The sequence below is a fragment of the Azospirillum sp. FG154 genome (assembly GCF_057809575.1).
Genome location: NZ_JBMDKF010000010.1, coordinates 51,246 through 73,684 on the forward strand (window position 1 = coordinate 51,246; position 22,439 = coordinate 73,684).

A 22,439-nucleotide genomic window follows, 5' to 3' on the forward strand; every position below is an offset into this window, starting at 1 on the left:
GAGTCTCCCGGACAATCATCGCGCCGCGACCGGCGGGGTGGCGGGGGCAGGAACGGAACGGACGCGCGCCGGTCGGTCGATCACCCGGTCGGTCAGCACGGCGCCGATCCACATCGACCACAGCACGAGCCACGCGGTCAGCACGAAGATCGAGGCCCCGGACACGCCCGCGCCAATCGCGCAACCGCCCGCCAGGACGCTGCCGAACCCCATCAGGCAACCGCCGATGATGTGGCGCCGCATGGTGGAGCCGTCGTTGAAGCCCTCCAGCTTCAGCCCGCGCCCGACCAGCCCGGCCAGGAAGGCGCCCAGCGCCACGCCGGGGATCAGCCCGGCGTCGAACCCCCAACGCGCGCCCGGCGGCGACAGCACCAGCATCAGGAAATCGGCGGACGGCGCGGTGAAGCTCAGGGAATGGATCGGCACAGGGTCGAAGGCGGCGGCGGCGCTGCGCCAGGTGAACCACCACGCGGCGGCGACGGTCAGCCCGACGCCCACCGCCCCCAGCCAGAACCAACCCGACAGGCGGTTGCGCCGGGCGATCACGGCGCCGGCGGCCAGCCAGACCAACGCGAACAGCAACGCCCCGTCATGCCCGACGCCCGCCAACGCCAACAGGTCACGCCGCGCGCCGCTGACCGTCCACCAACCATTGACCGCCTCGCGCGCTGGCGACAGGACGCCGCGCAACGCCGCTTGCGCCATCACCGCGAACACCAGCCCCGACAGCAGCGCCCGCAAATTGCCGGTGGCCGCGAGAACCAGCATGCGGCTGGCGCAGGCGCGGGTCAACGTCATGCCGCAGCCGAACATCAGGCCGCCGATCACCGCGCCCGACAGGCTGCCGGGGTTGTTGAGCTGGCGGACGGCGCCGGTGTCGAACAGGCCAAGCAGAATCAACCCCTGCGTGGCGATCAAGGCGGTGGAGAAGGCGAGCAGCCACACCGCCAGCCGTTCGCCCAGCCGACCATGCGCGACCTCCAACGTCGAGGCGCGCAGGCAAAAGCCGGAGCGTTGGGCGAAAACCCCGAACAGCGCGCCGATCAACAGACCGCCCAGCGCCAGAAAGCGGTCTTCGCCCAACGCTTCCATCAGGCCGTCGATGGTGATGGCGAAGCCCATGGCGTCAGCCTTTTCAGGGTTTGATGTAGGCGTAATGTTCGCGCGTTTGCAGTTCGGTGATGCGGACCACGCCGGACAGGGTGAATTCCGCCTCCATCACGAACTGGTCCTTGGTCAGGTTGCGCCGCTTCATGGTGATCTCGCACACCTCGAAACGGACGCCGCGCCCCTTGAGGTCGGAGATCAACGGGCCGTAATCGATGTTGTTCTTCTGGTCGCGCGCGCCTTCCATCAACAGATCCACCCCTTCGGCGTGGGTGACGACGTGGATCTCGGTCTTCGGCGCGACGTCCAAATGGTTGCGGATGTTGCGCAGGGCTTTGGTTCCCTGCTCCGCCGCGTTATCGATGTGGTAGACCACCTTGTCCTGGGCCAGCGCCGGGACCGACGCCGCCACGCCGAACAGCAACAGCGCGGGCAACAGCAGGGGGATGAGGCGGCGGCGGATGCTCATGGCGGCGGTCTTTCCATTGGTTCAGGCGGCGTTTTTCGGGGCTGCGTTTGGCGATGACGCGCGTCAGGCGGCAAGGCCGGGGTTGCCGTCCACCCCCTTCAACGTCGGCAGATTGAGACGGGGCGGCGCGATGATCTTGCGGGCGCGCAGGTTGCGGGCGACCAGATCCCAAATCGGTTCGCCGCCCACCGTCTTGGCCTCTTCGGCGACGGGCGCCCAGCCCGCGACCTTGTAGGTTTTCGACGCTTCCAGCGCTTTGCCGTTCAGCGTCATGTCCTGAATGCGTTGCCCCGCCGCCGCCGTGGGATCGCAGGCGTAGGACAGGCCGCCGACGCGCACCATGTCGCCGCCCTGCTGGTAATAGGGGTCGGGGTTGAACAGGTTGTCGCAGACATCCTCCAGCACCGTCTTGATCTGCGCGCCGGACAGGCTGCTGAGCGTCACATAGGGGTAGGTGATGGCGGTCTGGTCCAGCAGGGATTCCATGGTGATTGGTTGACCGGGCAGCAGGCTCGTTCCCCAGCGGAAACCCGGCGAAAAAGCGATCTCCGCGTCCTTCTCCGCCATCAGCGCGTCGAGGATCACCTGGTCGAAGCTGCCGTTGAAGTTGCCGCGCCGGTACAGCGTGGCGTCCGTCACCGCCAAAACCTCGCCCAATGTCGCCTCGTAGGGCGCGCGCACGCGGGTGATGAGCGCGTCCATCTCCGGGTCGGCGGGCAGCAGGTCGGCGAAGACCGGCATCAAGCGGTAGCGGAAATCGGCGACCCGTCCGCCGCTGACCTCCAGATCGAGCACGCCAAGGAACTTGCCGTTGGACCCGGCGTTTGTGACCAGCGTCTTGCCGCCGGGGTTGGCGACGACGCTGGGCGCCGGCATGCCGTCATGGGTGTGGCCGCCCAGGATCGCGTCAACGCCGCTGACCCGCGAGGCCATCTTCAGATCCACGTCCATGCCGTTGTGCGACAGCACGACGACCACCGCCGCCCCGGCGGCGCGGGCGGCGTCAACCGTCTTTTGCATGTCCTCTTCGCGGATGCCAAAGGTCCAGTCGGCCACCATGTAGCGCGGGTTGGCGATCGGCGTGTAGGGGAAGGCTTGGCCGATCACCGCCACCTTGACCCCGTTCACCGCGCGCATCGTGTAGGGCTTGAACACGTCGTCGCCGAAATCGGCGCTCTTGATGTTCTGGGCGACGATCTCGATGTGACCGGCGAAGTCCTTTTCCGCGACCTCGCGCACCCGGTCCTGGCCGTAGGTGCATTCCCAATGCAGGGTCATGACGTCGACGCCCAGCAGCTTGGCGGCCTCCACCATGTCCTGTCCCTGCGTCCACAGCGCGGTGCCCGACCCCTGCCAGGTGTCGCCGCCGTCCAGCAGCAGCGCGCCCGGACGGTTGGCCCGCACCCGCTTGACCAGCGTCGCCAGATGGGCGAAGCCGCCGACCTTGCCGTACAAACCGGCCAGCCGCTCGAAATCAAGGAAGGCGAAGGCGTGCGCCGCGCGGCTGCCGGGGGCGATGTGGAAATGCTCCAGCAGCGAGGTTCCCACCAGATGCGGCGCCCGTCCGGCCATGCCCGCGATCCCGAGATTGACGCTCGGCTCCCGGAAATGAATCGGTTTGAGCTGGGCGTGGCAGTCGGTGATGTGCAGCAGCGAGACGTTGCCGAAGGCTGGCGCGTCGTAGACGGCCTCAGCCGCCGTTTGGGCGCGCGCCAACCCGGCGGGCAGCAGCAGACCGGCGGCGTTGGCGGCGGCCAAGACGTTGAGGAACTCGCGGCGGTTCATTGGGTCGGCCCCGACGGCGCGTTGACGGGTGATTTGGGATCGAACAGCAAAGCCATCAGATGCTTGATCTGCGTCTCGCCCAGAATCCCCATGTGACCGGCGCGCGGCATGTTGGAGCAGGCGTTGCTGGCCTTGGCGTTGTAGATCTTGGCCCAGGCCGCCTTCAGCGTCTCCTCCCCCTGCCCGCGCAGCGTTCCGTACTGGGTCAGGCTGGGGCCGATGGTGCCATAGGAAATCTCGGTCGGGCTGATCTGGTGGCAGTTGTAGCAATTGCCGCCGTTGGGGGTGTCCGGCTTGTCGGACCAGGTGTTGCCGCGCCCGCTCTGGGCCAGCGCCTCCCCCTGTTTCCAGTCGCCCAGCCATTGGCCATCGGACGGCCATTTGACCGTCGCCATGTTGGCGGCCTCGATCCGCTGGCGCTGGGCGGCGGCGGCGGGGCTGGCGGCGACCTCGGGGTTGGAGCAAAAGGCTTGCGTCTCGTCCTGGGTCAAACGGTCGATCGTGGCGACGCCCTTGCCCTTGAAGCTGGCGGCCAGCATGCGGGAAAAGGCGGCGTCGTCGGCCCCCGGCCCCCAACCCGTCGTTTGGGACAGGGCCGGGCCAGCCAGCGCCAGCAGGGCGGCGGCGAGCAGCGCGAAATGTTTCATGGCGGCCTCCCTCTCAGCGCTTGATTCCGGGCGTCTTCATCGTCGCCCCCTTGGCGGTGGCCGCCATGTACATCGACAGCGCGATGGTCGCGTCGGAGGTGTAGACGGGTTCGGGGAAACGCTGCTGGCGGAAGCAGTCGTTCAGCCGCCATTGCATCGACCACATCTGTCCGGCGCTGACGCGGTAGGCTGGCCAACCGCCCCACCCCGCCGCCGCCCCTTTGGCGCCGGGGATGTAGGGCAGTTCCTGAAGACGGATGCGCGCGCCCTCCTGGCCATGGCAGGTGGCGCAGGCGAAATCATACGGGCCGCCCTGATAATTGAACATCCGCTTGCCCAGCTCGTACATCGCCTGTTCCTTGGGATGCGCGAGCGTCACCACGATGGGCGCGTCCTTGGATTGGCCGGAGATGTAGGCGGCCAGCGCGTTCATCTCCTCCTTCGGCGGGGCGGTGAAGGACGCTTCAATATAAGGCTTGGGATCCTTGCCCTGGAGGGTCTGCATGCAGGTCAGCAGGCGCGATTCCAGATCCTGAACCCGGTCGGTGTCCGCGAAATGGCGGGGAAGCTGGGCGTAGGCCCCCTTGACCACGCCGGGGCCGAGGCCAAGGTCGCAGCGCTCCAGCGACGCCGCCTTTGGCCCGGCGGGCGTCTTCCACAGCTCTTCCCCGCTGGCTTCGTACAGTTCGGCGGGGTTGCCGTCCTGCAAGGCCTCGCGATAGGCGTCGATGCTGTCCTGCGCCCTGTCCTTCTGGGCGTAGGCCACCGTCACGGCCGCCGCCGACGCCACAAGGAACGCCATGATTCCAACGCTTGCGCGGTCCATCCCTGTTCCCTCCCGTCCTTGTTCTTGCCTGCCGGACGCGCCCCCGCCTCCGGTTCGAGACTCCGTCAGGTCACGGCGGCTTCGTCGGTGCGGGTGTCGCCCTTGTTGTCCACCCAGGTGATCGACACCTTGTCGCCCGCCTTGCCGCCCTTCACCTTGAAGGCGAGGTAGGGATTCTTGGAGATCGACGGCCCCCATTGCGCTTGCATCACCGTCTTGCCGTCGAGCTTGGCGGTCACTTCGTTGATGAACCAGGCGGGGATGACCGCGCCGTTGGCGTCCTTGCGCTGGCCGGTTTCCATCTCATGGCCCATCAGGACCTTGATCTCGGTGACGCCATCCTTGACGGAGGCGCGGATCTTCATCGGGCTGCCCATGCTGATGCTCCTTTTCCGGTTCGTTCAGCCGCCGCAGCCGCCGAGCGTCACCTTGATTTCCTTGGATGCGGCGTAGAATTTGCCGTCCGCCTTGACCAGAACGACGACGTTGGAGGTCTGGCCCATCTTGATGCGCGCCGTGACCTCCGGGATCGTCTCGGGCGTCAGGTCGAAGGACGCCGCCAGCATGCTGGGATTCTTGTCGACCAGGATGGCGATGCGTTCGGTGTTGGCCAGCTTGCTGATCGCCTGGATCGGCACCACCGCGCCGTTTTCCGCGATGTCGGAGGCGACGATCTGGACGTCGCCGCTGGTCGCGGGAGTCCCGGCGCCCAGCGCCTTCAGCGCCTCGTCCATCGTCTTGGCCTCGAAGGCCACCTTGTCCCAATTGGCGAAGGCCATCTTGGGCAGGACAAACCCAGCCGCCGCCAGCGTCCCCATGAAGGCCAGGATTTGGCGTCGTTCCATTACTCTCTGCGTCATGTCTGGAGTTCCCTTTCGATCACGTCATTTCGTCGGCGCGCCCGCCAGGATCCAAGCGACCAGGGTCTTCACCTGATCGTCCTTCAGGTCCGGTTGCGGCGGCATCGTCACCGCGCCCCAAACACCCTCGCCACCGGCCTTTACTTTGGACGCCAGCGCGGCGGCGTTGTCGCCGCCGCGATAACGGGCGGCGATCTCGCTGTAGCTTGGCCCGACGATCCGCGTGTCCACCGCGTGGCAGGACAGGCAACCGGATTCCTCCGCCAGCGTCAGGGCGGGATTGGGTTTGTCGGTCGCCGCCTCGTCCGGGCCGGTGCGTTGGCCGCGCACCGGCCCGAAGATCCGGTTTTGGGCGGCGAGGTCGCCATGCGCGCCAAGGGCGTGGTCGGGCAGATGAGAGGTCAGTTGGACCGACGGTTTGCAGTTGGTCATGCAGGCGACGTTGGCGGTGTCGGGTTTGGCCGCCGCGTCCGGCAGACCGGGGCCGGGCCACAGGGCGTGCGCGGTGGTCATGCCGTCGCGGTTCGGCATCCGCGCCTGCACGTCGCGGATCGTCGCGTCGGTCAGCACGAAATCGTCGGGCACAATTTCCGCAAGGTTCAGCATGTAGGCGAGCACGGCGTAGACGTCGTCGTCGCTCAACGATTTCGGCGCGTTCCACGGCATGGCCCGGCGGATGTAGTCGTAAAGGGTGGACACGGTGGCGACCTTCATGAAGGTCGTCCGCGCCGGGAAGTCGGTTCGCTTCAGGGTGGCGACATGGCCGGATTTGACGTCCTCGGCGGTGGTGCCGCCGATCAACGGGTTGAAGACGCTGTTGCTCTCACCAAAAGTGCCGTGGCAAGCGCTGCATTTCGCCTCCCAAATCTCCATGCCGCGCGACACGCCGCCGGAGCCGGTGGGCAGGCCGGTGAAATCAGGGCCGACGTCGATGTCCCAGGCCCTCACCTCCGCCGGAGCAGCCGGACGCCCGACGCCGGGAAAATTATCGGCCAGCGCCGTTCCGCCAAAGCCGAGGCCAAGCAGGACGCCAAGCGTGGAGCCGAGCAGCGCCGCTTTACAGAATCTGGACATTGTTCACGTCCCCGTTTTCGGCGACCTGCCACGTCTGGATCGCGTTGTTGTGGTAGATCGACCGCGACCCGCGCGCCGCGCGCAGTTGGCCGTAACCGGGCTGGACGAAGCCCGTTTCGTCGGTGGCGCGCGATTGCAGCAGCGCCGGTTTTCCATCCCAATTCCAGGGCAGGACGAAGCGGGTCAGGCATTTGGACAGGACCGGCGTTTGCAACGTCGCCTCGGCCCAGGTGACGCCGCCATCGACGGAGACGTCCACCCGTTTGACCGCGCCGCGCCCGGACCAGGCCAGCCCGCTGATGGTGAAATAGCCCTTGTCCACCAGCGTTTGCCCGCCCGACGGGGTGGTGATGACCGATTTGCATTCCTGAATCGAGGTGTATTGCCGGTGCTGGCCGTCGGGCATCAAATCGATGTAATGGACCGCCTCGTCCTTGGTGGCGTAAGGCCGGTCGCCGACCTCGACCCGGCGCAGCCACTTCACCCACGAGACGCCTTGCACGCCCGGCACGACGAGCCGCAATGGATAGCCGTTTTCGGGCCGCAACATCTCGCCATTCTGGCCATAGGCGACCAGCACCTCGCCGGACAGCACCAGCTCGATCGGGATGGTGCGGGTCATCGACGATCCGTCGCCGCCCTCGGCCAGCACATATGTCGCGGCCTTGAGGTCGGCCCCGCAATCCTCCAGCAGCGTGCGCAACGGCACGCCGGTGAACTCGCTGCACGACAGCATGCCATGGGTGTACTGCACGGTCGGAACCGCGACGTTGCCCCACTCCATGCCCGTGTTGGCGCCGCACTCGATGAAGTGCATGCGCGACACCGGGGGCAGACGCAGAATGTCGTCCATCGTGTAGACTTTCGGCGTCTTCACAAACTCCGGTCGGGCGCCGTCGATCATGAAGCGGTGCCGGGTCGGGTCGATGTCCTGCCAGCCCTGATGGTGCCGCTCAAAATGCAGGCCGGACGGCGTGATGATGCCGAACAGCCCCTGCAAGGGCGCGAAGGACACGCTGGCGGCGGCCACCTGGGTCAGTCCGGGGCTTTGCCGCCGCGCCAACCCGCGCTCGTGCTTGGACGGCAGGCCATAGGGGTTGGCCGCCACCGGCAGGCCCAGGCTGCTGCCCCAGGGAGTCGGGTTCAGAATGTCGGGGTCGCCGACGCCGACGGCGGTTGACGCGGCGGCGGCGCGACCGCTTGTCGCCGCCGCGACGGTCGCGGCGGCGGCGCTCAGAAAACTGGCGCGCAGGAACGCGCGCCGCCCCTGGCCAACCTGCCGAATCTCCTCCGGCGTCAGGAAATTTTCGGGCGCCCGCCGCAACCGGCCGGACGAAACATCCGCGCCAGAGGCAAGCGGATCGGTTCGGAGAGTCGCCTCTCCGTCTGGCCGCAACGTGGTCATGTCGGTCCTGATTGCAGTCCGGCGGGGCGCCGGTTTCTTGTCCGCCGAAACAGTACGCCTGACGAACAATCGCCGCTACCGGGTGGATTCCGGCGCCGACCCAGGGTTAACCCTTGCCGACGTGGTCGGCGGAAGCCGCAGAACCGCCAGCCTCAGGCCCGTTCGCCGGTGGCCAGCATCAGACGCGCCAGTTCGGCGACGGAGCGGGCGGCCATCTTTTCCATCACCATTTGACGGTGGCCTTCCACAGTCTTGACGGAGATGGACATCGCCGTCGCGATCTCCTTGTTCTGACGTCCGTCGAGAACGAGGGTCAACACCTCCCGCTCGCGGCGGCTGAGTTGGGCCAGACGCGCCTCCACCGCCTCGCGCCCGGCGCTGCGCGCCAACACGTCACGGCATTTCCGGATCGCCGCGTTGACCGCGTCGAGCAGCGTCTGGTCCTTCCAAGGCTTCTCGATGAAATCCTCGGCCCCGCCCTTCAGCGCGGCGACGGCCAGCGGCACGTCGCCATGTCCGGTAATCATGATGATCGGCCGTTTGCAGCCCTTCTCCTTCAAATGGCGCAGCAGCTCGATCCCGCTCATGCCCGGCATGCGGACGTCCAGCAGGACGCAGCCCGGACGCAGCGGCGGACGCAGATGGGGCGACCCCAGAAAGGCCTCGGCGGACGCGAAGCTTTCGCAGGCGATGCCGACCGACCCCAACAGATAGCCGACCGACCCGCGAATCGCCTCGTCGTCGTCCACCACCAGAACCAAGGGGGCGTCGGTCATGCGTGCGTCTCCTCGATGGGCGAATCATCGGATGTGTTGGCGGATGGGTCGGCGAAGGGCGGCAAGGTGAAGCGGACGGCCAGACCATGGGGGGCGGACGGCGCGGCCCAGATGCGCCCGCCGTGCCGTTCGACGATGGTGCGGCAGATCGACAGCCCCAGCCCCAGACCGCCCGGTTTGGTGGTGAAGAAGGGTTCAAACATCCGCGTTCTCGCCTCGTCGGACGCACCCAACCCGGAATCCCGCACTTCGATCATCACCATGCCGTCAGACAGGGCTGTGCGCACGGCGATGGCGCCGCCATCGGCGGACGGCGTCGCGTCCACGGCGTTTTGCAACAGGTTCAACAACACCTGTTGCATCTCCACCTTGTCGGCCTGCACCGGCGGCAAGTCCGCCGCCAGTTCGGTGGCGATGGGGCGTTGCAGGTCGGACGGCGCGCCGAACAGCGACAGCGTTTCCTCCACCACGGCGTTGATCGACAGGGTGGAACGCTGGGCGCCGCGACGGCTGACGAAGCCACGGGTCCGTTGGATGATCGCGGCGGCCCGTTCGGCCTGTTCAACCACCGACCGCGCCCCGGCGCGCAACCGTTCGAGATCGGGAACAGGCGCGTCGAGCAACCGGGTCATGCCGCCAGCGAAATTGCCGATGGCCGCCAACGGTTGATTCAACTCATGGGCGATGGTGCTGGCCATTTCGCCGACGACGCCAAGCCGCGAGAGCTGGTCACGCTCCTCGCGCAGGCGCGACGCCGTGGCTTCGGCGCGCTCGCGCTCGGCGATTTCGTGGACCAATTCGGCGGTGCGGCGGCGAACCAGAACCTCGACCCGCGCGGCGTGGATCACCCACCACAGCGCCGCCGCGCCCGCCAACGCCAACCAACGCCAGTTCCGGCGCAAAATCTCCTCCAGCGTCGGCGGGGTTTTCGGGTAGGGGCCGATGTGCAGCTTGCGGAACAGCTCATGCACCGTCGTGTAATCGAGCGAGGCGGTCCAGGCCCGCCCGTCGGTCGTCGGCATGGTCAACAGCGCGGCGGCCACCTGCCGGGCAAGGTCGCGCGGCGCGTGCGCCAACCGGGCGAATGGCCAGTCAGGGTAGAGCCGCGACGACGCCCGGCAGGGCGACGCGTCGGCTTGCGGCGCGTCGGCTTGCGACGCGTCGGCTTGCGACGCGTCGGGCCGCCGCTCCCCAACCACGACGAAGGCGCCGGGCGCGATCCGCCCCTGGGCTTCCAGCTCCTCCAGCAAGCAGGCGCGCAACACCCCGGCGTCGGCGGCGCCGTCGCGCACCGCGTCCACCACGCCTTCCATCGGGAAGCCGACCGGCGTCAGGGCGGCCAGATCCGTGAAGGGGTTGACTCCGGCCTCCTCCATCTCGCGCCAAGCGATCTGAAAGCCGCCAAACGCGTCGGTCGAGACCACCGCCAACCGCTTGCCCTTGAGGTCGGCGAGCCTGCGGATCTCGGGCCGGTCGGCGCGACGGATGATGGTGGAGCCGACCGCCGCGATGGGAAAGGCCGGCAAGCCGGATTCCAACGTGGCGATTCGCGTCACCGCGAAACGCGCCTCCAGCGTGACGTAGTTGCCCGGATTGGTGATGACGAAATCAACCCGCCGGTCGGCGACCGCCAGCACCATGCCCGGCAGGTCAAGCGGCAGCGTGACGAAACGATGGTCGGGGATCGAGCGTTCCAAATGGGCGAGCGTCGGCTCCCAGTCGCGGGCCGCCCGTTCCGACCCCAGATAGGCGAGCACGCCGACGCGCACGGTTTCCGGCTCCGCCCTTGCGGTCGCCGCCCACGCCAATGTCGCCATCAGAACAATCAGTCTTCTCAACATAACGGTCAGCATAGCCCAAAGCCGGTGGTCTTTGCCGCTGAATGATCGCCCGGCGTCGCAGATCCGAGGACCGCGAAATCGCGTGACGAAGCGTGGTGATCTCTTGTAGAGCGGAAACGCGACAAACGACGACGAGCGGATCCGGCGGATGAACGACAATTGGCTTTTGCGCTATCGCGTCGCCGAGGCCGCCGCCAGCCGGATCATCGCCTTGCCCCATGCCGGCGCCGGACCGGCGATCTTTCGCCCCATCGTCGGGCTGTTGCCGCCGCGCATCGAGTTGGTTTGCGTGCAATTGCCAGGGCACGGCGCCCGGTTGTCGGAACCGCCCTTCACCCAATCCGCCGCGCTGATCGCGGCTCTGGCGCCCATCGTCGCCGAATCCATCGACCGCCCCTACACGCTTTTCGGTCATTCCATGGGCGCTTTCGTCGCCTTTGAATTGTGCCGCGCCCTGCGTCGGATGGGGGCGCCGCTGCCCCATCGTCTGATCGTGTCGGGGCGCCGTCCGCCCAACTATCCGGCGCCGGAGTTGAACCTGCATCGGCTGGACGACGATTCTTTCGTCAAAGAGTTGACCAGCCGCTACGACGGCATCCCCCCGGTCATCCGCGCGGAGCCAGAGCTGATGGCGTTGTTCCTCCCCGTCCTCAAGGCCGACTTCGCGGTCTTTGAAACCTATGAATGGAGCGAGGAACCGCCGTTGCCTTGCCGATTGGCCCTGTACGGCGGCGAGGACGATCTTCAGACCGCGCAGATGGACGGTTGGGCGGGCCTCGCCACCGGCCCGGTCGAGCGACGGCGCTTTCCCGGCGGGCATTTCTATCTGATGGAGCGACCGGAGGCGTTCGCCGCCGCGCTGACCGCCGACGCGCCGCCCATCGGCGGCTGCGCCTGATGGGGCAAAGCACGCACTCGGACGTGTGACGTTCTTTTTGATCCATCCATGCGGGCATACGGTGTTCTAATTCCGCGAAGCTTGATATCGTCACGCCGTCAGCATTCCCCTCCTTGTCGATATTTCCGGAGCGCGCGATGAGCGATAAGGCCGATGCCATGACCCCGATGCAAAAGGCGGTGATGGCTCTGAAAATTCTGCGGTCGCGCAACGCGGAGCTGGAGGAGGCCACGCACGCCCCCATCGCCATCGTCGGCATGGGGTGCCGCTACCCGGCGGGGGGCGATGATCCGGCGGCGTTCTGGCGGGCGTTGGAAACCGGGCGCGACGGGGCGCGGGAGATTCCGGGGGATCGCTGGGACGTGGACGCCCTCTATGATCCGACGCCGGGGGCGCCGGGCAAGATGTATGTCCGCAAATCCTGTTTCATCGACGGGGTGGATCGTTTCGATCCGCTGTTCTTCCGCATGTCGCCGCGTGAGGCCGTGGGCGTCGACCCGCAGCAACGGTTGCTCCTGGAGGTGGCGTGGGAGGCTTTGGAGGACGCCGGGATCGCCGCGCCGACGCTGGTCGGCAGCCGCACCGGGGTGTTTCTTGGCATTTCCACCAACGATTACTCGGCGTTGCTGTCGAAAACCGCGCAAGGGTCGGGCAGCAACGCCTCAGCCGGGGCGGGCAACGCCGCCAGCGTCGCGTCTGGGCGGCTGTCCTACACCTTCGGTTTTCAGGGGCCGTGTCTGGCCGTGGACACCGCTTGCTCGTCGTCGCTGGTGGCGACCCATCTTGCGGTGCAGTCGTTGCGCAACCGCGAATCCAATCTCGCGCTGGCCGCCGGCGTCAATTTGATGCTGGCGCCGGACATCACCGTCAATTTCTGTCAGGGACGGATGCTGTCCCCCGACGGCGCTTGCAAGACCTTCGACGCCGGAGCGGACGGCTATGTCCGGGGCGAGGGCTGCGGCGTGCTGGTGCTGAAACGGCTGGCCGACGCGCAGGCCGATAGCGACCGCGTCATCGCGGTGATTCGCGGATCGGCGGTCAACCAGGATGGCCGCAGCGCCGGGCTGACCGCGCCGAACGGCTTGGCGCAAGAGGCGGTGATCCGTCAGGCGCTGGCCAACGCCCGGCTGGACCCCGACGCCATGGACTATATCGAGGCGCATGGCACCGGCACCGCGCTGGGCGATCCCATCGAAATGCAGGCGCTGAAGGCGGTGTTCGGAAAGCGCGACCGGGCGCTTTATGTCGGCGCGGTCAAGACCAACATCGGCCACGCGGAGGCCGCTTCCGGCGTCGCCGGGCTTATCAAGGCGGCGCAAATGCTGCGCCATCAGGCGATCCCGCCCAATTTGCACTTCACCCGGCTCAATCCGCACATCGACCTGTCGGGCGTCGATATCCGCGTGCCGGTGACGCGGGTGGAGGGGCCGGTGACGCGGGTGGGGGTCAGTTCCTTCGGCTTCAGCGGGACCAACGCGCATTTGATCCTGGAGACCGCGCCGCCGGTGGTCGAAACGCCGGTTGCCGAGGATGGCGCGGCGCCGAAACTGCTGATTTCCGCGCGCACCCCGCAGGCGCTGGCGGAGTTGATTGGCCGTTACCGGCGGTTCTTGGCGGAAACCACGGAGAGCTTCCGCGACATCGCCCATACGGCGGCGGTGGGGCGGGCGCGGCTGGCCTGGTGGGTGCTGGTCGGCTCCGCCGAGGAGTTGGACGGCGCCCAGCCCAGCAACGCGCCGCACCCCGCCTTGCCCGCCATCAGCGGGCGACGGGTGGCGCTGCCCGCTTATCCGTTCGAGCGGGAACGCTATTGGATCGACGGCGACACGGCCCAGCCGACCGCCGCCGCGTCTCCCATCGAAGACGGTCCGCCGCTGCTGGGTCGTCGGATCAGCCTGCCGCTGTCGGGAGAAAGCCGCTGGGAATCGGTCATCCGCTCCGGTCGTCCGGCCCTGGCTTTCCTCGCGGACCACGTCGTCGCGGGAACGGCGACGCTGCCCGCCGCCTGTTACGTCGAAATGCTGTTGGCGGCGTTTCCGGGGCACGCGGTGGTGGATTTGCGCATTCCCGCCCCCTTCGCCACGCCGATGGACGCGACGCGGCGGGTGCAGACCATCGTCGGCCCCGGCGGCGATTTCCGCGTCGTCAGCGTCGCCATGGCCGGAGGCGACGAGGCGACGACCGTCCACGCCGTTGGCCGCGTCGAACCGGCGGGCGACAACGCGCCGCCGTTGACCGCGCCTTGCGAAACCCCGGTGGCGACCGACGCGGTTTACGACGCGATGGCGGCGCTCGGCGTGCGCCATGGTCCGGCCATGCGCTTGCTGGACCGCGTGACCCGCGCCGACGGCGCCGCCCGCGCGGTCTTGACGGCGCCGCCCGCCGGTGGCGACTTCGTCGTTCATCCAGCGCTGCTCGACGCCGCGTTGTCGTTGGTCTCGGCCGCGCTTCCGGCGGCGGGCGACGCGTTGCTGGTGCCGTCGCGCATTGGCCGAGTCACCCTGTTCCACCGACCCAAGGGCGCGCTGGAGGCGGCCTGCGTCGCCCGCCGTGACGACGACCGCGTGAGCGCGACGGTGGAGATTCTTGACGCGGGCGGCGTTTGCCTGCGGGTGGAGGATCTGACCTTTGACCGAGCCGCCGCCCCCAACCCGCATGGCTTTTACCAACGGATCTGGCGCGATCAGCCCCTGTACGCCGGACCGGCCGATTTCTTCCCCGCCGCCGCGACGCTGGCCGACGATCTGGCGGTGGAGGCGGCGCGCTTGGGCGAACGCCACGCCATGGCCGGTTACGCCGAAGCGGCGGCGGCGATGGAGGACTTCGCCAGCCGTTGCGTCGTCCGGGCGTTTTGGGATCTGGGCTTCGATTTCCGCCCCGGTCGGCTGGTGACGCCGGGCGCGCTGGCGGAAAGCCTGAGCGTCGCCGATCAGCACGCCCGGCTGTTCCGCCGTTTGCTGGACATCCTGGAACAGGACGGCGCGTTGACGCGGGAAGGCAACCGCTGGCGCGTGGCCGAAACCGCGCCGCCGCGCGCCAATGACGAAGCCCTCGCGGCGGAGTGCGCCGATTTGGCCGCCCGTTTCGCCGCGATGGCGGGCGAAATCGCCGTGCTCCGGCGTTGCGGCATGGCCTTGGCCGGGGTGTTGACCGGCGCCGTGGACCCGCTGGGCCTGTTGTTCCCCGCCGATGGAAACGAGGCCGGGGCGGGAGCCTTCTACCAGGATTCCGCCTACGCCCACACCGTCAACGGCTTGCTGCGCGCCGCCATGGGCGCGCTGGTCGGCGCGTCGCCCGCCGGGCGCGGCCTGCGCGTGCTGGAGGTCGGCGCCGGCACCGGCGGCGCCACCGGCGCCATGTTGGAGGGGCTGGGCGAGGCGCCGGCCCAGTATCTGTTCACCGACGTCTCGCCAGCCTTCCTCGCCGAGGCGCGGCGCAAGTTCAAGCGTTCCGGCTTGCGGACGGCGGTTCTGGACATTGAAAGCGATCCGCTGGCCCAGGGGCTGACGGCGGGCGGCTTTGACGTCGTTCTGGCCGCCAACGTGCTGCACGCCACCCGCGACATCGTTCAAGGTTTGGAGCGCATCGGCCATCTGCTGGCCCCCGGCGGCGTGCTGCTGCTGATCGAGAGCGCCAGCCCGCGCCGTTGGGTGGACATCGTGTTCGGCCTGACCGAAGGCTGGTGGCGCTTCACCGACACCGATTTGCGGCCCAATCACCCGCTGCTCGACGCCACGCGCTGGGACAGGGCGTTGCGGCAGGCTGGTTTTGAGCCGGGCGTCATCCCCGGCTGCGACATCATCGTCGCCCGTAAGCCGGTGGCGGCGGCGACCTCCGCCGTCTCATGGCATGTGGCTGGTTCGGAGGATTTGACCTTGGCCCTGACGGCGGCGGGCGGTCGGATCGTCGCGGCGGAGGACGCCACGCATTGGGTTCAGGTCGTCGCCCCCGCCACGGTCGATCTGGCCGGGCAAACGGCGTTGATGCGCGAGTTGGCCGACCTCGCCCGCACTTTGGACGAGCGCGGCCATCCGCCGCGCCTGACGCTGATCGCCGAAGACTGTTTGGCCCACGCCGGTCTCAGCGGCTTTGTGCGCACGCTGGCGATGGAGCAACCGGACCTGCGCGCCCGGCTGGTGGTGACGGAAGACGCTTTGCCGGTCTCCCGGCTGGCGGCGGAATTGCTTGCGGGCGCGGCGGACGACGACGAGGAAATCCGCTTGACCGCCAGCGGGCGCCAAGGCGCGCGGCTGAGCGCGGCGAACGTCGCGGCGGCGACCCCGACGATTGGCGGCGCGTGGCTGATTACCGGCGGTTTTGGCGGTTTGGGCTTGGAAATCGCCCGCTGGCTGGCGGCGCGCGGCGCGGCGCGGCTGATCCTGCTGGGTCGTCGCTTGCCCGATCCCTTGCCGGAGGTTGGCGCCCCGATCCAGGCCGTCGTCGGCGACGCGGCGGATGAGGCGCTGCTGACGCGCCTTCTGGCGGAGGCTGGCGATGTCGAGGGGGTGATCCACGCCGCCGGGGCGTTGGCCAACGCCCCGGCGGCGGCGCTGAACGACGTGACCATTGACCGGGTGTTGCGCGGCAAGATCGGCGGCGCGCTGGCGCTGGATCGGGCGACCCGCGCCCATCCGGTGAAGCGTTTCATCCTGTTCGCCTCGGCCGCCGGGGTGCTGGGTTCCGCCCGACAGGCCAACCACGCCTTCGCCAGCGCCTTCCTTGATGGCTTGGCGGCGTCCCGCCGGGCCGAAGGCTTGCCCGGCCTCAGCCTGGATTGGGGCGTGTGGAGCGGCGTCGGCGCCGCCGCCCGGCTGGGCTTCGACCGTCAGGCCGAACAATTGGGGCTGGGCAGCATCGCGCCGGAACGGGGCGTCGCCGCCTTCGCCGCCGCGCTGGGGGCCGATGGCCCGCAGGGAGCGAGATGTCTGCTGGTGTTGCCTTCGGTGGATTGGTCCGCCTTCACCGGCAATTTCGACGGCGCCGCGCCCAAACTCTACGCCGAGATCGCCAAAACGACGGCGGTCGTGGAAAGCGTGGCGCCGCCGCCGCCGCCGACCGCGCCGCGTTCATTGGCCGCCGATCCCTTGATGGCGGTCACGCGCATCGTCCGCGAGGTGTTGAGCATCGCCGGGACCGTCGATCCGCAAACCCCGCTGTATGAATTGGGCCTCGACAGTCTGGTCGCGGTCGAGATCAAGAATCGGGTGCAGGCGGCGTTCGGCGTTGAAATCTCCGTGCGCGATCTGATCGAGGGGGCGTCGGTCGCCGCCATCGTCGCGCAATTGCCGACGCCGGAAACGGCGGCGGTCTCCGTTCCCGTTCCGCGTCCCGCCGCATCGGGCGTCGCCGACCGCGTGGCGGCCATCGTCTGCGATTTGCTGGGGTTGAAGACGGCGCCCGATCCGCAAACCCCCCTGTATGAATTGGGCCTCGACAGTCTGGTCGCAGTCGAGATCAAGAATCGGGTGGAAAAGGAGTTGGGCGGCGCGGTGTCGGTCCGCGACCTGATCGAGGGCGCCTCGTTGGCCTCCATCGTCACGGCGTTGCAGGGAGAAGGCCCGGCCCCGGTCGTCGAATCGTCCAAGCCGACGGCGATCCAGCCGCCAGCCCCGACCGGACGGGCCATCGTCGCTGATCTGGCCAACCGCCACGCGCCGTTCCCCTTGACGGAAATGCAGCAGGCCTATTGGTTTGGTCGGCGCGACGATTTGGAATTGGGCGCGGTCGGCTGTTACCTCTACACCGAATTCGACAGCGCGCGTCTCGACCTTGACCGGGTGGAGCGCGCCTTCAACCGCTTGATCCAGCGCCATGACATGCTGCGCATGATAATCGAGGCGGATGGCCGTCAGCGCATTCTGCCCGAGGTTCCGGAGTATAAATTCCAGGTGCTCGACCTGCGCGGCCAGGATCCCGGCCCGGAGTTGGAGCGCTTGCGCCGCGAGCTGCCGCGCCGGGTGGCCGAACCCGCCGCTTGGCCGCTGTTCGAGGTGCGGGTGACGCTGTTCGAGACGATGGCGCGCATTCACACCGGCTTTGACCTGATCGCGCTGGACGCCGCCAGCATGTTCGCCCTGCGTCAGGAATGGGGCCGCCTCTACGATGATTTGAACGAGGATTTGCCGCCCATCGGCCTCAGCTTCCGCGATTATGTGCTGGAGGAGTTGGCCTACCGCGAAACCGACGACTGGCGGCGGGCCGAACGCTATTGGGCGGAACGGGCGGCGACGCTGCCCGGTGGTCCCGATTTGCCGGTGATCGTGGAAAACGCGGCGCGCAAGAACCCGCGTTTTGTCCGTCATCGCGTGGTGATCCCGGCGACCGCCGCCGACGCCCTGCGGGGAGAGGCGCGGCGCCGTGGGCTGACCCTGTCCACCTTGATGGCGGCGGCTTACGCCGACACGCTGGCGGCCTGGAGCCGCAACGACCGCTTCTGTCTGACCGTCACGTCCTTCAACCGGCCGGGGCTGCACCCGGACATCGGTTCGCTGGTGGGCGATTTCACCTCGACCATTCTGTTGGAGGTGGACGCGACGGCGCCGCGCTTCGACGACCGCGCCACGACCCTGTCGCACCGGCTGGCCGATGATCTGAATCACGCGGCGGTCAGCGGCATCCATGTCCTGCGCCTGATGAATCGCCAGCGTGGGACCGGCGTGCGCGCCATTCCCGTCGTCTTCACCAGCGCCCTGGGCTTTCGCCGTCCGGGCGCCGTCCGCGACGCGGTGGACACCGACGCCACCGGCTGGGACCGGCTGGGAACGACGGTGTTCAACGTCTCGTCCACGCCGCAGGTCTGGATCGACCAGCAGATTTCCGAGGAGGACGGCAACCTCCTGTGCAATTGGGACGTCGTCGAGGGGCTGTTCCCCGACGGCGTGGTCGAACGCATGGTGGCCGCCTATCAGAGGCTTCTGGAAGCGTTGGCGGACGGGCGTGGTTGGGATCAACCGGTCAGCGCCGTCGCCGCCCCGTTGAACCGCGCCGGGCTGGTTCCGGTGGCGGCGGATGAGTTCCTGCACGCCGCTTTCGTCCGACAGGCGCGGGCGACGCCCGACCGAATCGCCGTCATCGCGCCCGACGAGACGCTGGATTATGCGACGCTGGACGCCGCGTCCAGCCATCTGGCGGCGACGCTGACCAGTTTCATGGGGGGACCAGCGGCGGCGCGCGACCGGCTGATCGCCATCGGCTTCGCCAAGGGCTGGCGCCAGATTGTCGCCGCTTTGGCGATTTTGAAGGCGGGAGCCGCCTATCTGCCCGTCGATCCCGGCCTGCCGGAGGACCGCCGCCGCCATCTGTTGGTGCAAGGCGACGCCCTGGCGCTGACCAACCCCGCCTTGCTGGACGCCGCGTTGGAGGCCGCGCGGGCGGGCAAGCCGACGCCAGCGCTGGAGCCGGTGGAGGATCCCGCGCGTCTGGCCTATGTGATTTACACCTCAGGCTCCACCGGCTTGCCCAAGGGGGTGATGATCGAGCACAAGGCGGCCTGGGCCACGGTGCAGGAGGTCAACCGCCGCTGGGGCGTTGGTCCCGACGACCGCGCCTTGGGGGTGTCGGCGCTCAACTTCGACCTGTCGGTCTACGACATTTTCGGCCCGCTCAGCGTCGGCGGCGCGCTGGTTCTGCCGCCGCCCGAGGCTAACCGCGATCCGGCGGCGTGGGCGGAGCTGCTGTCGCGCCATGGCGTGACGTTGTGGAACAGCGTGCCGACCTTGATGGCGATGCAACTGGCCTATGGATTGCCCGCAGACCATCGGTTGCGGCTGGCGTTGCTGAGCGGCGACTGGCTGCCGGTGGATCTGGCGCGGTCGCTCCATGAGGCGGCCCCCGCCGTTGCGCTGGTTTCCTTGGGCGGCGCCACCGAAGCGGCCATCTGGTCCAACGCCCAGGAGGTGGACGCGACCCGGCTTGATCCAGCCTGGGCCAGCATCCCCTATGGCACGCCGCTGGCCGGTCATGATCTGCACGTCGTCAACCGGCGGGGCGAGGACTGCCCCGACTGGGTGACGGGGGAGATTGAAATTTCCGGCCAAGGTCTGGCGCGCGGTTATTGGCGCGACCCGCAGCGCACGGCGGAACGCTTCCGCCTCGACCCGCTGACGGGAACCCGGCGTTACCGCACTGGCGATGTCGGTCGGTTCCGGCCCTATGCCGGGAATCCGCCGGGCCTCGCCACGCCCATCGAGTTTCTGGGCCGCGAGGATTTCCAGGTCAAAATCCAGGGCCATCGCATCGAACTGGGCGAAATCGAAGCCGCCCTGTCGGCTCATGAGGAGGTCGGCGCCGCTGTGGCGGTGGTCGCGGCGGGCGAGGGCGACGCGAAGACCCTGCGCGCCTTCGTCGTTCCCAAGATCACCCCACCCGCGCCCGCCTTCGCCGCCGTCGCCGCCGTCGCGCAACGGGCGGCGGAGGACACGGCCAAAGCCGGATCGCCGGAGATCATCGACGACGCGACCTTCGAGGATTTGAGACGCCGCCTCTCGGAGAACGCCGCCGCCGCCGCCGCCGCCGCGCTTGCCAAACTGGCGGGGGGCCCGGATTTGCCCGACCGCGCCGCCTTCATCGCCCGCCATGGCGTGGCGCCGCGCTACGCCGATTGGCTGGACCGCATGCTCCCCCAAGCGGCGCGGGCTGGCGGAGCGGCGACGCCCTTTTCCCAATTGGGAATCGACAACCCGCTCGGCTTCGGTCCCGACGCGTTGGCCATGCTGGACGCGGTCATCGCCGATTTGCCCGACATCCTGACGGAGAAGAAACACTCCTCCACCATCTACCTGTCGGACCAGACGCCGGAGATCTACGGTCGGCTGTTCGCCGCCCCCAACGCCATCGTCGGCGCGGCGCTGGCGGCGCTGGCGACGGAAAAGCCGTTGTCGATTCTGGAGGTCGGCGGCGGTCTCGCCACCACGCTGAGCGCCATCGCCCCCGGCTTGCCGGTGGATCGTCTGCGCTATCACTTCACCGACGTCAGCCGCCACATGGTGGATCGGGCGCGGCGGCTGTTCGGCGATCGCCCCTGGATCCGTTTTGATCGGCTCGACCTTGACCGCCTGCCCACCCCGGCGCCGGAGCGCTACGACGTGATTCTCGCCTCCAGCGCGCTGCACGTCGCCGCTGACCTTCGCCACAGTCTGGCCGGTTTGGCCGAAAGGTTGGCCCCCGGCGGGATGCTGATTCTGGTCGAACAAACCCGCTTCCTGCCATGGTTCGATCTCAACATGGGTTTGCAGTCCGGCTTTGATTCGCGCACCGACCGGGAGTTGCGACCGCATCATCCCTTGCTGTCGCGTGATGCGTGGCGCGCGGCGTTGGCCGCCGTCGGCTTCACGGACATCGCCGAACCGCGCGTCGTCGGCAGCCTGTCCGACCGTATGGGCTTTGACGCGCTGATCGCCGCCAAGGCGGAGGACGCGACCACGCCGCGTCCGCTGGCCGATGACGGGTTGGCCAAGGCGCTGCGCGACAGTCTGACCGCCAAGCTGCCCTCCTATATGGTTCCCCAAACCATCACGGTGATCGACCGGCTGCCGCTGTCGGCCAACGGCAAGGTGGACCGTGGCGCGCTGGGCGTGTTGGCGACGGCCACGGACAGTCCGGCCTCCGCCGCCGCGCTGTCAGCGCTGGAAACGCAGGTGGCCGCGCTTGTCGCTGAAGCGTTGAACCAATCCGGCTGCGATCCCGACCGTTCCTTGTTCGAGTTGGGGGCGACCTCCTTGACCCTGGTCGGCTTGCAGCGACGGCTCAGCGAGCGTTTCGGTCGGGTGATCGGCTTGCAGGCGTTGTTTGAAAAGCCGACCATCCGCCACATCGCCCAGGAGTTGACGGGGCCAAGCGCCGCGACCGGCGCGTTGGTCGGTTTCGACACCCGTCCGCGCGCCGGCGACACGCGGCCCAAATTGGCGATGATGCCGGGGATCTTCGCCCTGCCCTTCTATCTGCGCGACATGGCGGCGGCGCTGGCCGACGACATCGCGTGCGTGTCGGTGCAACTGCCCGGTCTGTTTGGCGCCGAGCAGCCAATCGACACGGTGGAGGCCCAGGCCGATTACGTGGTGCGGGAATTGCGCCGGGCGCAGCCGCAAGGCCCCTATCTGATCGGCGGCCATTCCTATGGCGGCTGCGTCGCCATCGAGGTGGCCCGCCGCCTGCGTGACGCCGGAGAATCGGTGCCCTTGCTGGTGCTGGGCGACACCGTGCGCACCCGCACCCGGTTGACCGACTTCCAGACCGACGACATCGCCCACACCGCGATGACGCGCGGGTTGTACGCCCTCTATGGCAAGCAATTGGCGGAACCTTATGAGGCGCTGGCCCATTTGTCTCCAGCCGAGCAACTCGCCCGCACAGCCGACGCCATCGCCGCTTTGGGGCTGATGGGGCCGATCAGCCTGCCCATCGCCCGGATGATCGCCATGTTCAAGGCGAATTTCCGCGCGCTTGGCGCCTATGACCCAGCGCCGATTCCGGGCGACATGGTGGTGATCCGCACCGAAGGCGGCTTCCCGGTCGAGTTCCACGATTATGAGCCGGATGATTCCATCAAAGATCCAGGCTTGGGTTGGACGCCGCTGGTCCAAGGCGGGCTGGAGGTGCGGACGATGCCGGGCGACCATCTGTCAATCCTCGACGCCGACAACCTGCCGGCCATGACCGACATCGTCAAGGCGCTGGTGCGGGAGGCGATGGCCCCGGCCTAACGGAGAAAGGCGCGGCGGGCGTCTCCAGGAAAGCGACGGGCCTTGCTGACC

Annotated in this window: 13 protein-coding genes; 2 read left to right on the forward strand and 11 right to left on the reverse strand. The window is 68.2% G+C overall.

The features are described from left to right. Positions 1-15: 15 nt before the first annotated feature. From ACODS4_RS13620 to ACODS4_RS13670, 11 genes are all read right to left on the reverse strand, one after another. A complete protein-coding gene (locus ACODS4_RS13620) occupies positions 16-1,122 on the reverse strand; it encodes a YeeE/YedE family protein (RefSeq protein ID WP_488864461.1) in 1,107 nt (368 codons plus the stop codon). Between the two features lie 13 nt (positions 1,123-1,135). Next, entirely contained in the window at positions 1,136-1,576 is a 441-nt protein-coding gene (locus ACODS4_RS13625) for a DsrE family protein (protein WP_488864463.1), read from the reverse strand. A 63-nt stretch (positions 1,577-1,639) separates the two neighbouring features. Beyond that, positions 1,640-3,361, reverse strand: a complete 1,722-nt coding sequence (gene soxB / locus ACODS4_RS13630; protein WP_488864465.1) for a thiosulfohydrolase SoxB — start codon at positions 3,359-3,361, stop codon at positions 1,640-1,642. Continuing rightward, the gene (gene soxX, locus ACODS4_RS13635) at positions 3,358-4,008 is read right to left on the reverse strand and encodes a sulfur oxidation c-type cytochrome SoxX (RefSeq protein WP_488864467.1); all 651 of its coding nucleotides are present in this window, start codon (positions 4,006-4,008) and stop codon (positions 3,358-3,360) included. Before soxX ends, soxB begins: the two co-directional genes overlap by 4 nt. Positions 4,009-4,021: 13 nt before the next feature. Next, on the reverse strand, positions 4,022-4,834 hold the full coding sequence (gene soxA / locus ACODS4_RS13640; protein WP_488864468.1) for a sulfur oxidation c-type cytochrome SoxA: 813 nt from the start codon (positions 4,832-4,834) through the stop codon (positions 4,022-4,024). A gap of 65 nt (positions 4,835-4,899) precedes the next feature. After that, positions 4,900-5,211, reverse strand: a complete 312-nt coding sequence (soxZ, locus tag ACODS4_RS13645) for a thiosulfate oxidation carrier complex protein SoxZ (RefSeq protein WP_488864470.1) — start codon at positions 5,209-5,211, stop codon at positions 4,900-4,902. 24 nt (positions 5,212-5,235) lie between these two features. Beyond that, positions 5,236-5,694 carry a thiosulfate oxidation carrier protein SoxY gene (gene soxY / locus ACODS4_RS13650; RefSeq protein ID WP_488864472.1) on the reverse strand — a complete coding sequence of 153 codons (459 nt, stop codon included), beginning with the start codon at positions 5,692-5,694 and terminating at the stop codon, positions 5,236-5,238. 24 nt (positions 5,695-5,718) lie between these two features. After that, positions 5,719-6,768 carry a c-type cytochrome gene (locus ACODS4_RS13655; protein WP_488864474.1) on the reverse strand — a complete coding sequence of 350 codons (1,050 nt, stop codon included), beginning with the start codon at positions 6,766-6,768 and terminating at the stop codon, positions 5,719-5,721. Next, positions 6,752-8,173 carry a sulfite dehydrogenase gene (soxC, locus tag ACODS4_RS13660; protein ID WP_488864476.1) on the reverse strand — a complete coding sequence of 474 codons (1,422 nt, stop codon included), beginning with the start codon at positions 8,171-8,173 and terminating at the stop codon, positions 6,752-6,754. Before soxC ends, ACODS4_RS13655 begins: the two co-directional genes overlap by 17 nt. Positions 8,174-8,325: 152 nt before the next feature. Then, the gene (locus ACODS4_RS13665; protein ID WP_488864477.1) at positions 8,326-8,949 is read right to left on the reverse strand and encodes a response regulator transcription factor; all 624 of its coding nucleotides are present in this window, start codon (positions 8,947-8,949) and stop codon (positions 8,326-8,328) included. Continuing rightward, a complete protein-coding gene (locus tag ACODS4_RS13670) occupies positions 8,946-10,766 on the reverse strand; it encodes a sensor histidine kinase (protein ID WP_488864479.1) in 1,821 nt (606 codons plus the stop codon). The genes ACODS4_RS13665 and ACODS4_RS13670 overlap by 4 nt, the downstream gene beginning before the upstream one ends. A 172-nt stretch (positions 10,767-10,938) precedes the next feature. Between ACODS4_RS13670 and ACODS4_RS13675 the strand changes: the two genes are divergently transcribed. Both ACODS4_RS13675 and ACODS4_RS13680 read left to right on the forward strand, forming a co-directional pair. Then, positions 10,939-11,688, forward strand: a complete 750-nt coding sequence (locus tag ACODS4_RS13675; protein ID WP_488864481.1) for a thioesterase II family protein — start codon at positions 10,939-10,941, stop codon at positions 11,686-11,688. Between the two features lie 137 nt (positions 11,689-11,825). After that, complete coding sequence (locus ACODS4_RS13680) at positions 11,826-22,388, forward strand: amino acid adenylation domain-containing protein (RefSeq protein WP_488864483.1); 10,563 nt, start codon at positions 11,826-11,828, stop codon at positions 22,386-22,388. The last annotated feature ends 51 nt before the right edge of the window (positions 22,389-22,439 follow it).

Coding starts and splice junctions, on each gene's coding strand:
- ACODS4_RS13680 (WP_488864483.1), top strand. CDS start 11,826: ATGAGCGATAAGGCCGATGCCATGACCCCGATGCAAAAGGCGGTGATG.
- ACODS4_RS13620 (WP_488864461.1), bottom strand. CDS start 1,122: ATGGGCTTCGCCATCACCATCGACGGCCTGATGGAAGCGTTGGGCGAA.
- ACODS4_RS13670 (WP_488864479.1), bottom strand. CDS start 10,766: ATGGCGACATTGGCGTGGGCGGCGACCGCAAGGGCGGAGCCGGAAACC.
- ACODS4_RS13665 (WP_488864477.1), bottom strand. CDS start 8,949: ATGACCGACGCCCCCTTGGTTCTGGTGGTGGACGACGACGAGGCGATT.
- soxB (WP_488864465.1), bottom strand. CDS start 3,361: ATGAACCGCCGCGAGTTCCTCAACGTCTTGGCCGCCGCCAACGCCGCC.
- soxA (WP_488864468.1), bottom strand. CDS start 4,834: ATGGACCGCGCAAGCGTTGGAATCATGGCGTTCCTTGTGGCGTCGGCG.
- ACODS4_RS13625 (WP_488864463.1), bottom strand. CDS start 1,576: ATGAGCATCCGCCGCCGCCTCATCCCCCTGCTGTTGCCCGCGCTGTTG.
- soxC (WP_488864476.1), bottom strand. CDS start 8,173: ATGACCACGTTGCGGCCAGACGGAGAGGCGACTCTCCGAACCGATCCG.
- soxY (WP_488864472.1), bottom strand. CDS start 5,694: ATGACGCAGAGAGTAATGGAACGACGCCAAATCCTGGCCTTCATGGGG.
- ACODS4_RS13675 (WP_488864481.1), top strand. CDS start 10,939: ATGAACGACAATTGGCTTTTGCGCTATCGCGTCGCCGAGGCCGCCGCC.
- soxZ (WP_488864470.1), bottom strand. CDS start 5,211: ATGGGCAGCCCGATGAAGATCCGCGCCTCCGTCAAGGATGGCGTCACC.
- ACODS4_RS13655 (WP_488864474.1), bottom strand. CDS start 6,768: ATGTCCAGATTCTGTAAAGCGGCGCTGCTCGGCTCCACGCTTGGCGTC.
- soxX (WP_488864467.1), bottom strand. CDS start 4,008: ATGAAACATTTCGCGCTGCTCGCCGCCGCCCTGCTGGCGCTGGCTGGC.